The sequence below is a fragment of the Pseudomonas sp. KBN10P06128 genome (genome assembly GCF_037574945.1).
Lineage (GTDB): Bacteria > Pseudomonadota > Gammaproteobacteria > Pseudomonadales > Pseudomonadaceae > Pseudomonas > Pseudomonas aeruginosa.
In genome coordinates, this window is sequence record NZ_JBBELR010000001.1 from 3,590,760 (window position 1) to 3,603,531 (window position 12,772).

Annotated in this window: 12 protein-coding genes; 10 read left to right on the forward strand and 2 right to left on the reverse strand. The window is 69.0% G+C overall.

Annotated elements, in window-relative coordinates; genetic code table 11:
- Positions 1–8: 8 nt before the first annotated feature.
- The 7 genes from VQ065_RS16995 to VQ065_RS17025 all read left to right on the forward strand — a co-directional run bounded on the left by VQ065_RS16995 (position 9) and on the right by VQ065_RS17025 (position 8,102).
- A complete protein-coding gene (locus tag VQ065_RS16995) occupies positions 9–791 on the forward strand; it encodes a TIM barrel protein (RefSeq protein ID WP_003089270.1) in 783 nt (260 codons plus the stop codon).
- Positions 784–1,734 carry a sugar kinase gene (locus tag VQ065_RS17000; protein WP_003089272.1) on the forward strand — a complete coding sequence of 317 codons (951 nt, stop codon included), beginning with the start codon at positions 784–786 and terminating at the stop codon, positions 1,732–1,734. The genes VQ065_RS16995 and VQ065_RS17000 overlap by 8 nt, the downstream gene beginning before the upstream one ends.
- A gap of 62 nt (positions 1,735–1,796) precedes the next feature.
- Positions 1,797–3,104: an MFS transporter gene (locus tag VQ065_RS17005; protein ID WP_003089275.1), complete on the forward strand. Its 1,308-nt coding sequence runs from the start codon at positions 1,797–1,799 to the stop codon at positions 3,102–3,104.
- Positions 3,105–3,122: 18 nt separating this feature from the next.
- Entirely contained in the window at positions 3,123–4,109 is a 987-nt protein-coding gene (locus VQ065_RS17010) for a 2-hydroxyacid dehydrogenase (protein ID WP_003089276.1), read from the forward strand.
- Between the two features lie 167 nt (positions 4,110–4,276).
- Entirely contained in the window at positions 4,277–4,993 is a 717-nt protein-coding gene (locus tag VQ065_RS17015) for a gluconate 2-dehydrogenase subunit 3 family protein (protein ID WP_003089278.1), read from the forward strand.
- A gap of 2 nt (positions 4,994–4,995) precedes the next feature.
- A complete protein-coding gene (locus VQ065_RS17020) occupies positions 4,996–6,771 on the forward strand; it encodes a GMC family oxidoreductase (RefSeq protein ID WP_003110747.1) in 1,776 nt (591 codons plus the stop codon).
- Between the two features lie 11 nt (positions 6,772–6,782).
- A complete protein-coding gene (locus tag VQ065_RS17025) occupies positions 6,783–8,102 on the forward strand; it encodes a cytochrome c (protein ID WP_003089282.1) in 1,320 nt (439 codons plus the stop codon).
- A gap of 72 nt (positions 8,103–8,174) precedes the next feature.
- On the opposite strand, the gene VQ065_RS17030 is transcribed toward VQ065_RS17025, so the two are convergent.
- Positions 8,175–9,071: a LysR family transcriptional regulator gene (locus VQ065_RS17030; RefSeq protein ID WP_003089284.1), complete on the reverse strand. Its 897-nt coding sequence runs from the start codon at positions 9,069–9,071 to the stop codon at positions 8,175–8,177.
- 86 nt (positions 9,072–9,157) lie between these two features.
- On the opposite strand from VQ065_RS17030, the gene VQ065_RS17035 reads away from it, so the two are divergent.
- Complete coding sequence (locus VQ065_RS17035; RefSeq protein WP_003089287.1) at positions 9,158–10,228, forward strand: CTP synthase C-terminal region-related (seleno)protein; 1,071 nt, start codon at positions 9,158–9,160, stop codon at positions 10,226–10,228.
- On the opposite strand, the gene VQ065_RS17040 is transcribed toward VQ065_RS17035, so the two are convergent.
- Entirely contained in the window at positions 10,192–11,397 is a 1,206-nt protein-coding gene (locus VQ065_RS17040) for an MFS transporter (protein ID WP_003089288.1), read from the reverse strand. The two genes, VQ065_RS17035 and VQ065_RS17040, sit on opposite strands and share 37 nt — an antisense overlap.
- A 146-nt stretch (positions 11,398–11,543) precedes the next feature.
- Here VQ065_RS17040 and VQ065_RS17045 point away from each other — a divergent pair, with 146 nt between their 5' ends.
- Complete coding sequence (locus VQ065_RS17045) at positions 11,544–12,134, forward strand: TetR/AcrR family transcriptional regulator (RefSeq protein ID WP_003089292.1); 591 nt, start codon at positions 11,544–11,546, stop codon at positions 12,132–12,134.
- Positions 12,135–12,141: 7 nt separating this feature from the next.
- The gene (locus VQ065_RS17050; protein ID WP_003089295.1) at positions 12,142–12,657 is read left to right on the forward strand and encodes a GNAT family N-acetyltransferase; all 516 of its coding nucleotides are present in this window, start codon (positions 12,142–12,144) and stop codon (positions 12,655–12,657) included.
- Positions 12,658–12,772: the final 115 nt, after the last annotated feature.

Below are 12,772 nucleotides of genomic sequence, written 5' to 3' on the forward strand. Positions count from 1 at the left end.
GATCGCCAATGTCCCTTCACCCTGTCTCCATCAGTCTTTCCAGCTACGGCGCGGACCTCGTTCGCAGTCGCGGCCAGGCCAGCTTCCTGCCCCTGCTGGGGATGGCCGGCGCGCAGCGCGTGGAACTGCGCGAGGAACTCTTCGCCGGCCCGCCGGATACCGAAGCGCTGACCGCCGCCATCCAGTTGCAGGGGCTGGAATGCGTGTTCTCCTCGCCCCTCGAGCTGTGGCGCGAAGACGGCCAGTTGAACCCCGAGCTGGAGCCGACCCTCCGCCGCGCCGAAGCCTGCGGGGCCGGCTGGCTCAAGGTCTCGCTCGGTCATCTGCCGGAACAGCCCGACCTCGCCGCCCTCGCCCGGCGCCTGGCGCGCCACGGCTTGCAACTGCTGGTGGAGAACGACCAGACGCCCCAGGGCGGCCGGATCGAGGTGCTGGAACGCTTCTTCCGCCTCGCCGAGCGCCAGCAACTGGACCTGGCGATGACCTTCGACATCGGCAACTGGCGCTGGCAGGAGCAGGCGGTGGACGATGCCGCCCTGCGCCTGGGCCGCTATGTCGGCTACGTGCACTGCAAGGCGGTGATCCGCAACCGCGACGGCAAGCTGGTCGCGGTGCCGCCGTCGGCCGCCGACCTGCAGTACTGGCAGCGTCTGTTGCAGCATTTTCCGGAAGGCGTGGCGCGGGCCATCGAATATCCGCTGCAGGGCGACGACCTGCTCAGTCTCAGCCGCCGGCACATCGCCGCCCTCGCCCGCCTCGGCCATCTCCAGGAGGAACGCCAGCATGGCTGACTTCGAGATCCTCTGCTTCGGCGAGACCATGGCCATGTTCGTCGCTGAACAGCCCGGCGAACTGGACCGTGTCGAGCAGTTCGGCAAGCGCATCGCCGGCGCCGACAGCAACGTCGCCATCGGCCTCGCCCGCCTCGGCTTCGCGGTGGCCTGGCTGAGCCGGGTCGGCGACGACTCGCTCGGCCGTTTCGTACTCGACAGCCTGACCCGCGAGGGTCTCGACTGCCGCTTCGTCGAGGTCGACGCGCAAGCGCCCACCGGGTTCCAGATGAAGTCCCGCGAGGTCGATGGTGCCGACCCGCGGGTCGAGTACTTCCGCCGCGGCTCGGCGGCCAGCCGGCTGGGCCTCGCCCATATCCGCGAAGAAATGCTCGGCGCCCGCCACCTGCACGCCACCGGCATTCCGCCGGCACTCTCGGCGAGTGCCTGCGAACTGTCCCACGAACTGATGCGGCGCATGCGCGGCAAGGGCGCCAGCCTGTCCTTCGACCCCAACCTGCGGCCCTCGCTGTGGCCCAGCGAGCGCCGCATGATCGCCGAGATCAACGCCCTCGCCGCGCATGCCCACTGGGTCCTGCCGGGCCTGGAGGAAGGCCGCCTGCTCAGCGGCTGGCAGGAACCCGCGGATATCGCCGCGTTCTACCTGGACATGGGCGTCGACGCGGTGGCGATCAAGCTCGGCCCGAGCGGCGCCTACTATCGCGATGCCCACGGCGAAGGGCTGGTCCCCGGCGTACCGGTGGCGACCGTGGTGGACACCGTGGGCGCCGGCGACGGCTTCGCGGTCGGGGTGGTCAGCGCGCTGCTGGAAGGCCTGCCGCTGCCCGACGCGGTGGCGCGCGGCAACTGGATCGGCAGCCGCGCGGTACAGGTCCGCGGCGACATGGAGGGGCTGCCGAAACGCAGCCAACTGCTCGACCGCGAGCGCCGCAGGAGCGCCTGAACCCGCCGCCCACGCGGCACCTGTTGCGACAAGAACAAGACAAGCTCAGGAGATACCCGACCATGACCATGCCTCGCCTCGCCAGCAGCCGCTGGTGGTACATCATGCCGATCGTTTTCGTCACCTACAGCCTGGCCTACCTGGACCGCGCCAACTACGGCTTCGCCGCCGCCTCCGGGATGGCCGACGACCTGCGGATCACCCCCGGGCTGTCCTCGCTGCTGGGCGCGCTGTTCTTCCTCGGTTACTTCTTCTTCCAGGTGCCGGGGGCGATCTACGCGGAAAAGCGCAGCGTCAAGAAGCTGATCTTCGTCAGCCTGATCCTCTGGGGCGGGCTGGCCACCCTGACCGGGATGGTCGCCAACGTCTACCTGCTGATCGGCATCCGATTCCTCCTCGGCGTGGTCGAGGCGGCGGTGATGCCGGCGATGCTGGTCTACCTCTGCCACTGGTTCACCCGCGCCGAGCGCTCGCGGGCGAATACCTTCCTGATCCTCGGCAACCCGGTGACCATCCTCTGGATGTCGGTGGTCTCCGGCTACCTGGTGGAGCATTTCAGCTGGCGCTGGATGTTCATCATCGAAGGCCTGCCGGCGGTGATCTGGGCCTTCATCTGGTGGCGCCTGGTGGATGACCGCCCGCGCCAGGCCGCCTGGCTGAGCGGCTCGGAAAAACGCGCCCTGGAAGACGCCCTGGCCGCCGAGCAGCAGGGCATCAAGCCGGTGAAGAACTACCGCGAGGCGTTCCGTTCGCCAAAGGTCATCGTCCTCTCGCTGCAGTATTTCTGCTGGAGCATCGGCGTCTACGGCTTCGTCCTCTGGCTGCCGTCGATCCTCAAGCACGGCACCAACATCGACATCATCGAAGCCGGCTGGCTGTCGGCGCTGCCCTACCTGGCGGCGGTGATCGCCATGCTCGGGGTGTCCTGGGCCTCGGACCGGTTGCAGAAACGCAAGCGTTTCGTCTGGCCGCCGCTGCTCATCGCGTCCATCGCCTTCTACGGTTCCTATGCCCTCGGCAGCGAGCACTTCTGGCTGTCCTACGCCCTGCTGGTGCTGGCCGGGGCCTGCATGTACGCGCCCTACGGACCGTTCTTCGCCATCGTCCCGGAAGTCCTCCCGGCCAACGTCGCCGGCGGCGCCATGGCGCTGATCAACAGCATGGGCGCGCTGGGCTCGTTCTCCGGCTCCTGGCTGGTCGGCTACCTGAACGGCATCACCGGCGGGCCCGGGGCTTCCTATCTGTTCATGAGCGGAGCGCTGCTGCTGTCGGTGCTGCTCACCGTGTTCCTCAACCCACACGCCGACAAGCGCGAGCCCGATGCCGCTCGCGCGCACGCCTCGCGGCGGGCGGCGCCGGCCCACCCCTGACCGACTCCGGAGCATCCGATGAAGAAAGTGGTTCTCTACAAACGTCTCTCCGCGCCCCTGATGGAACGCCTGCGCGAACGGGTCGAGGTGCTCCTGGTCGAGGAGCCCGGCCGCGACGGCCTGGCCCGCTTGCGCGACGCCCTGCCCGAGGCCCACGGCCTGCTCGGCGCCAGCCTGCGCCTGGAGGCCGGACTGCTCGACCTGGCACAGCGACTGGAAGCCATCGCCAGCGTCTCGGTGGGCGTCGACAACTATGACATCGACTACCTCGACCGCCGCGGCATCCTCCTCAGCAATACCCCCGACGTGCTCACCGAGACCACCGCCGACACCGGCTTCGCGCTGATCCTGGCGACAGCCCGGCGGGTAGTGGAACTGGCCGGCTGGGTGCGCGCCGGGGAATGGAAGAAGAGCGTCGGCGCCGCCCAGTTCGGTACCGACGTGCATGGCAAGACCCTCGGTATCGTCGGCATGGGCCGCATCGGCGAGGCCCTGGCCCGGCGCGGGCACCACGGCTTCGGCATGCGCGTGCTGTACCACAGCCATAGCCCGAAGCCCCACGTCGAAGAACGCTACGCAGCGAGCTACCGCTCCCTCGACGCGCTGCTCGAGGAATCCGACTTCGTCTGCCTGACCCTGCCGCTGACCGCCGCCACCGAAGGCCTGATCGGTGCCGCGCAGTTCGCCCGGATGCGCCCACAGGCGATCTTCATCAACATCTCCCGTGGCCGGGTGATCGACGAGGCGGCCCTGATCGAGGCCCTGGCCCAGCGGCGGATCCGCGCCGCCGGCCTCGACGTGTTCGAGCGCGAGCCGCTGTCTCCCGACTCGCCGCTGCTGCGCCTGCCGAACGTGGTGGCCACCCCGCACATCGGCTCGGCCACCGAGGAAACCCGCGAAGCCATGGCCCGCTGCGCGGTAGACAACCTGCTGGCCGCCCTCGCCGGCGAGCGGCCGCTGAACCTGGTCAATCCTTCGGCCTGGGCGCGACGGCGAGGCGCCTGAAGGCCGCGCCGGGCCGACGCCCGGCGCGCCGTTCTGCTTCACTTGCCGGTATTGGCCTGCCTGAATCCTTGCTGAAACGTTTTTTCAACGTGACACATGAACTTATAATTAGCCTGCTAATCATTATCAGAAAGACGAAACCGTGATGATCCAGAGAGGACCCCACCATGCCCGATGACAAGGCCGTCAACGGCCGCCGCGACTTCCTGCGCAAGACCCTGACCGTGATCCCGGCGGTGACCCTGGCCGGCTATGGCGTCGGCCATGCCATGCAGACGCCCGCCGCCGAGCAGGACAAACCCCGCGAACGCTACCAGCCTCGCTTCTTCACCAACACCGAATGGGCTTTCGTCAACGCCGCGGTGGCGCGACTGATCCCCAGCGACGACAACGGCCCCGGCGCCATCGAGGCCGGGGTGCCGGAGTTCATCGACCGACAGATGGAAACCCCCTACGGGCACGGCGCACTCTGGTACATGCAGGGACCGTTCGTCACCGACGCCGCGCCGGAGTTCGGCCATCAGTTGAAGCTGGTGCCACGCGACATCTACCGGGTCGGCATCGCCGCCCTGGAACGCTGGGGCAAGGCCAACCAGGGCAAGCCGTTCGCCGAGCTGGAGCCGTCGGCGCAGGACGACATCCTGCAACGCCTGGAAGCCGGCCAGATCGACCTGCAGGACCTGCCGGCCAAGCTGCTCTTCGGCCAGTTGCTGCAAAACACCCACGAAGGCTTCTTCTCCGATCCGCAGCACGGCGGCAATCGCGGCCTGGTGGGCTGGAAGCTGGTCGGTTTCCCCGGCGCCCGCGCCGACTTCATGGACTGGGCCGACCGCGGCGAGAAGTATCCCTTCCCGCCGGTGGCGATTTCCGGCGAGAGGGGTTGAACATGGCGACGACACTCAAACCGGTGGACGCGGTGGTGGTCGGCTTCGGCTGGACCGGAGCGATCCTGGCCAAGGAGCTGACCGAGGCCGGGCTCAACGTGGTGGCGCTGGAGCGCGGCGAGAACCGCGATACCTATCCCGACGGCGCCTACCCGAACACCCTCGACGAGCTGACCTACAACACCCGCGGCAAGCTGTTCCAGAATCTCTCCAAGAGCACCGTGAGCATCCGCCACGGGATCAACGACACCGCGCTGCCCTACCGTCAGCTCTCCGCCTTCCTTCCCGGCGACGGCGTCGGTGGCGCCGGCCTGCACTGGTCCGGCGTGCATTTCCGGATCATGCCCGAGGAACTGCGCCTGCGCAGCCATTACGAGGAACGCTACGGCAAGAAATTCATCCCCGAAGGCATGACCATCCAGGACTACGGGGTCAGCTACGAAGAGCTGGAGCCGCACTTCGATTTCGCCGAGAAGGTCTTCGGCACCTCCGGCACCGCGCATACGGTCAAGGGCCAGGTGGTCGGCAAGGGCAATCCGTTCGCCGCCGACCGCTCGGACGACTTCCCGCTGCCGGCGCTGCGCCAGGTGTACTCCGCGCAACTGTTCCGCAAGGCCGCCGAGGAACTCGGCCTGCACCCCTACGACCTGCCGGCGGCCAACGCTTCGGGGCCCTGGACCAACCCCTACGGGGTGCAGATGGGGCCGTGCAACTTCTGCGGCTTCTGCAGCGGCTACGCCTGCTACATGTATTCCAAGGCCTCGCCGAACCTGAACATCCTGCCGGCGCTGCGCCAGACCCCGCTGTTCGAACTGCGCGCCAACTGCAACGTGCTCAAGGTCAACCTCGACAGCGACGGCAGGCAGGCCACCGGCGTGACCTACGTCGACGCCCAGGGGCGCGAGATCGTGCAGCCGGCGAAGCTGGTGATCATCAGCGCCTTCCAGTTCCACAACGTGCGCCTGCTGCTGCTCTCCGGCATCGGCAAGCCCTACGACCCGCGCACCGGCGAGGGCGTGGTGGGGAAGAACTTCGCCTACCAGAACATGGCCACCATCAAGGCGTTCTTCGACAAGGACGTGCATACCAACCCCTTCGTCGGCACCGGCGGTGGCGGCGTGGCGGTGGACGACTTCAACGCCGACAACTTCGACCACGGACCGCTGGGCTTCGTCGGCGGCTCGCCGATGTGGGTCAACCAGGCCGGCTCCAAGCCGATCGGCGGCCTCGCCGTGCCGCCCGGCACGCCGAGCTGGGGCAGCGGCTGGAAACAGGCGGTCAAGGACGCCTACACGCACACCGTGTCGATGGACGCCCACGGCAGCAACATGACCTACCGCGACAACTACCTCGACCTCGACCCGACCTACAAGGACGCCTACGGCCAGCCACTGCTGCGCATGACCTTCGACTGGAAGGACAACGAGATCCGCATGAGCCGCTACGTCACCGAGCACATGCGCAAGATCGCCGAAGCGATGAACCCGAAGGCCATCTCGGTGAGCGTCAAGAACTTCGGCGACCACTTCAATACACGGGTCTACCAGACCACCCACCTGCTCGGCGGGGCGATCATGGGCAGCGATCCGAAGACCAGTGTGCTCAACCGCTACCTGCAGAGCTGGGACGTGCACAACGTCTTCGTCATGGGCGCCTCGGCCTTCCCCCAGGGCACCGGCTACAACCCCACTGGGCTGGTGGCGGCGCTGGCCTACTGGTCGGCCAAGGCGATCCGCGAGCAATACCTGAAGAACCCCGGTCCGCTGGTGCAGGCATGAGGAGCGCAACGATGAAACCGACAGCCTTCCTCGCCCTCTCCGCCCTCGCCTGCGGCATCGCCCAGGCCGCCGCAGCGCCGGACCCGGCCCTGGTCAGGCAGGGTGAATACCTGGCCCGCGCCGGCGATTGCGTGGCCTGCCACACCGCCAGGGACGGCAAGCCGTTCGCCGGGGGCCTGCCGATGGAAACGCCGATCGGCGCGGTGTACTCGACCAACATCACCCCGGACCGCAAGACCGGCATCGGCGACTACAGCTTCGAGGACTTCGACCGTGCCGTGCGCCACGGCGTGGCCAGGTCCGGCGACACCCTCTACCCGGCGATGCCCTACCCGTCCTACGCGCGAGTCAGCGAAGCGGACATGCGCGCCCTCTACGCCTACTTCATGCATGGCGTGGAGCCGGTGGAGCAGCCCAACAAGGCCAGCGACATCCCCTGGCCGCTGTCGATGCGCTGGCCGCTGGCATTCTGGCGCTGGACCTTCGCTCCCGAGGTGAAGGACTTCCAGGCCGCCGCCGGGCAGGACCCGGTGCTGGCGCGCGGCGCCTACCTGGTCGAAGGCCTTGGCCACTGTGGCGCCTGCCATACCCCGCGTGGGCTGGGCATGCAGGAGAAGGCCCTGGCGGCGAGCGATGGCGCGGCCTACCTGTCCGGCAGCGCGCCGCTGGAGAACTGGATCGCCAAGAGCCTGCGCGGCGACCACCGGACCGGACTGGGCAGCTGGAGCGAAGCCGACCTGGTCAGCTTCCTGCGTACCGGCCGCAGCGAGCGCAGCGCGGTGTTCGGCGGCATGTCCGACGTGGTGGTGCACAGCATGCAGTACATGACCGACGCCGACCTCACCGCCATCGCCCGCTACCTCAAGTCGCTGCCGCCGGCGGACCCCGCCGACCAGCAGCACGTCTACGACGAGAGCGTGGCCCAGGCACTGTTCCACGGCGACGACAGCAAGACCGGCGCGGCGCTCTACGTCGACAACTGCGGGGCCTGCCACCGCACCGACGGCAAGGGCTATGCGCGGGTCTTCCCGGCCCTGGCCGGCAACCCGGTGGTGACCGGCAGCGACCCGACCTCCCTGGTGCACATCGTGCTCAAGGGTGGCACCCTGCCAGCCACCCACCAGGCACCGTCGAGCTTCACCATGCCGCCGTTCGGCTGGCGGATGAACGACCAGGAGATCGCCGACGTGGTCAACTTCATCCGCACCAGCTGGGGCAACCAGGCGCCAAGCGTCAGCGTCGACGAGGTCAGGCGCCTGCGCAAGGACACCGGCGCGGCGGCGGTGGGCGACATTCCGCCGCCGGGACCGGCCGCGGCGGATCGCGGCTGAGCGCCAGGCCTGCCATTCCAGCCCCTCTCCCGCTCGCGGGAGAGGGTTGCCATACCAGGCACGGCCACCCCTTCACTCATCTCCCAATCGCACATGCCGCCCCAGCTCGTCGAACAACGCGACCACCGAGCGCAACGCCCGGCAGTCCGGACGGGTCAGCAGCCACAGGGCGCTGGCGCAGCCCTCGAGGTCGGCGTCCAGTACCCGCAGGCCGTCGCCGTCGCGTAGCAGGTAGGCAGGGATCGCCGCCAGGCCGAGGCCGGCGCGGGCCATCTCGGCGACCGCCAGCACGCCGTTGCAGCGGTAGGCCGGCAGCACCCCAGGATAGTGTCGACGACGCCAGACCACGCTCGGGTGGTCGGGAAGGAAATCGTCCGGGGCGATCCAGTGCAGCATGGCGGGCTCCGTCGCGTCGCGGCCCTCCAGGTAGCGTTCGCTGGCGCAGAGCACGTAGCGCACCTCGCCGAGGTTGCGCCCGACCAGGTGTTCCGGCGGCGTGCGGGTCATGCGCAGGGCGATGTCGGCGTCGCGCCGGCTGAGGTTGGCAAAGTCGTTGGAGGTCGCCAGCTCCAGTTGCAGGGCCGGATAGCCAGGCATGAAGCGCGCCAGCGCCGGCAGCAGCAGGCCATGCAGGACGGCGTCGGAGCAGGTCAGGCGCACGGTACCGCTGAGCACCTCGCGCTCCAGTTCGAGGCCGATGCGCGCCGCCTCCAGCGCCTGTTCCGCCAGTTCTGCCTGCTGCGCCAGGCGGCGGGCGGTCTGGTTCGCCAGGTAGCCGCTGCGGCTCTTGTCGAACAACGCCTTGCCGAGGTTCTTCTCCAGCCGGCGGATGGCCCGGAAAACCGTCGACACATCGACCCTGAGCAACTCTGCGGCCCGCGCCAGGCTACCGCCGCGAACCAGGGCGAGGACCAGGGCAAGATCGGCATGGTCCAGGCGATATTGCAGCGGTGCATTCATCTTTTGCATTGGCGCCGATATCGAGTGCGGAAACGCAACTATAGAGTGAGCGCCAGGGCCCGCCAACCGGCGTGGCGAAACTGGAGCGAAAACGGATGTCCACCCCTCCCGCGGCGCCGCTGCGCATTGCCTTGGTCGGCGACCACGACCCGCACATCACCGCCCACCGGGCGATTCCCCTGGCCCTGCGCCTGGCCGGCGAGGCACTCGGCCTGGAGATCGCATTCGACTGGCTGGCCAGCGACCGCCTGCCCGCCGAGCCGGCGCTGGAGCGCTATGACGGGTTCTGGTGCGTGCCGGGCAGCCCCTATCGCGACGCCGACGCGGTGCTGCGCCTGATCGCCCATGCCCGGGGCCGGCGCCGGCCGTTCCTCGGTACCTGCGCCGGCTTCCAGCACACGATCCTCGAGTTCGCCCGCAACGCCCTCGGCTGGCAGGCGGCGACCCATGGCGAGGAGCATCCGCACAGCGACCAGGCGGTGATCGCCGCCCTGCCCTGCGCTCTGCTCGAAGCCCGCGAGGAAGTCCGCCTGCTGCGCGGCTCGCGCCTGGCCCTGGCGTATGCTGCCGACTGGATCGAGGCGGACTACCATTGCCGCTACGCAATCGCCCCGCGCTTCGCCGCGGAACTTACCGGCGGCGCACTGCGGGCCAGCGCCTGGAGCGCCGACGGAGCGATCCGCGCGGTGGAGCTGGAACAGCATCCGTTCTTCGTCGCCACCCTGTTCCAACCCGAGCGGGCAGCCCTGGCCGGCGTCCTGCCGCCACTGCCGAAGGCATTCGTCGAGGCGTGCCGGACGCAGCGCCGCGACCGCCCCCGGCGCGGCCCGACACCTTATTACGCAGTGATCTTCAGCTCCCATCGCAGCGCCGTCGACGACGGCTACGCCGAAGCGGCCGAGCGCATGCTGGAACTGGCCAGCCGCCAGCCGGGCTATCTCGGCGTGGAGTCGGTCCGCGGCGCCGACGGTTTCGGCATCACCGTCTCCTACTGGGACAGCGAGGCGGCGATCCGTGCCTGGAGCCGCCACGCGGAGCACCGCGACGCCCAGGCGCGCGGCCGGCGCGACTGGTACGCCGGTTTCAGCGCGCGGATCGCCCGGGTCGAACGCGAATACGCCTTCCCGGCTCAGCCGGACACCGCGCAGTCTCCGGCCTCGTCCTGAGCCAGCACCCGGAAGCAGGCCAGGGCCAGCAGCCAGGCCAGCCAGCCGGCGCCGACCGCGACGAGGAAACCGCTGGCGGCGCCGTAGCCCTCCACCACCCAACCGGCCAGCGCCGAGCCCAGGGCCATGCCGATGCCCAGCCCGGTGATGGCCCAGGTCAGGCCTTCGGTGAGGCGTGCCGGGTCCACCGCGCGCTCGACCAGGCCCATGGCCAGGATCATCGTCGGCGCCACGCTGAAGCCGGCCACCAGCACGGTCAGGGCAAGCGCAAGGATGCTCTCCACCCCTAGCAGCGGCATCAGGCTCAGGGCCATCAGCGTAACCATGCAGAGCAGTTGCCGGGAAAGCGCCAGGCGCCAGCGCAGCAGCCCGAACAGCAATCCCGCGAGACATGAGCCGACGGCATAGACCGACAACACCAGGCTTGCCGCAGCCTTGTTGCCGTGCGCCTCGGCGAAGGCCACGCTGACCACTTCCACCGCGCCGAAGATCACCCCGATGGCGGCCAGCACCAGCGCCAGCACGCGTACCGCCGGATAGGCCAGCGCGCTGCCGGCGCGGTGCCGCGGATGGGCATGCAGCGGCGGTTCGGTGCCGCGTTGCAGACTGAACAGGCTCACCCCGGCGACCAGGAACAGCGTCGCCAGCAGCGGCCCCGCCTCGGCGAACCAGCCGACGCTGAGGCTCACCGCCAGCACCGGCCCGATGATGTAGCACACCTCGTCCATCACCGATTCGAAGGAAAACGCCGTGTGCAGCTTCGGCGAGCCCCGGTACAGCTCGGTCCAGCGCGCCCGCACCATGGCCGGCATGCTCGGCATCGCCCCGGCGAGCAACGCGAACAGGTAGAGCCAGGCATTCGGCGCTCGATAGTGCGTACACAGCAACAGCGCGCTCATCGCCAGGGCGCTGGCCAACGCGGCCGGGAGCAGCACCCGGCCCTGGCCGAAGCGGTCCACCAGGCGCGATACCTGCGGCGCGAGCAAGGCATTGCAGAACACGAAGGTGGCCGCCACGGTACCGGCCAGCCAGTAGTCGGCATGCACCTGGGAAAGCATGGTGACGATGCCCAGGCCGGTCATCGACAGGGGCATCCGCGCCAGCAGGCCGGCGGCTGAAAAGCCCTTGGCGCCGGGCGCGGCGAACAGTTCGAGATAGGGGTTGCTCATGGAAAGCCTCGGCTGGCCGGCTCCAGCGGAACCGGCGACGACGGGAGAAGACGAAATTAACATACGCTGCGTATGTCAAAAATCATGGAGACATACGCAGCGTATGTCAATTATCCTGAAGCCCCTTCGCCACCCGGAGACCTCGCATGGCCCGCAAGCCTCGCGCCGAGATGATCGAGGAAACCCGCGCCAAGCTGATCGACGCCGCGCGCCGAGCGTTCGCCGACAACGGCTACGCCGGCGCCTCGATGGACGACCTGACCGCCAGCGCCGGCCTCACCCGCGGCGCGCTGTATCACCACTTCGGCGACAAGAAAGGCCTGCTGGCCGCGGTGGTGCAGCAGATCGACGACGAGATGAATCTTCGCCTCGGCGCCATCCTGGCTGCCGGCGAGGACCTCTGGAGCGGCTTCCGTGCCTACAACCGCGCCTACCTGGAAATGGCCCTGGAAGCGGAAATCCAGCGCATCGTCCTGCGCGATGCCCCGGCCATCCTCGGCAGCCCCAGCAGCGAGGCCAGCCAACTGCGCTGCCTAAGCTCGATGACCGGGCAACTGCGCGAACTGATGGACAGCGGGCGGGTCCGCCGCACCGACGCCGAGGCCCTGGCCTGGCTGCTCAACGGCGCGCTGGTGGACGCCGCCCTGCGTATCGCCAACGCCGAACACCCGCCGGAGAGCCTGGCCAGGGCCTGCCAGGCCCTGGACGTGCTGCTCGACGGCCTGCTCATGGAGTGAAAAGCCAATGGACTACCGCATCAGAACCAGCCGCGACGAGGACGCCGCGCTGCTCCCGGCCATCGAGCGCTCAGCCGGGGAAAGCTTCCGCCTGCTGCCCGAGCTGGCCTGGATCGCCGACGCCGGGGTCGCCGGGGTGGACTTCCATCGCCGCCTGATCGAGCGCGGCAGCCACTGGCTGGCGGAAGACGCCGATGGCCAGCCGGTCGGTTTCCTCGCCGCCGAACGCTGCGCCGACGAGCTGCACATCGCCGAGTTGTCCATCGCCCAGGCCCACCAGCAACAGGGCCTGGGCCGCCGCCTGCTGGAGCGGGCGGTGACCTACGCCCACGCCAGCCACTGCCGGGCGCTGACCCTGACGACCTTCTGCGACGTGCCCTGGAACGCGCCGTTCTACGCACGCCTGGGCTTCCAGCGGCTGACCTGGCAGGAAGCCGGCGAGCGCCTGCGCGCGATCCTCGGCCACGAGCAGGAGATCGGCTTCGCCGCCGACAGCCGCTGCGCGATGCGCCTGGTGCTCTAGACGGCGGCAAAGGGCTTGACCGGCGGGTGGCGGGTGACGGTACAGTTGCCAACTGCAACAGGATGTTTCAGCACTGCCCCGGACGGGCTTCCGCTCTCCCTCTTCCCCAGTGTGC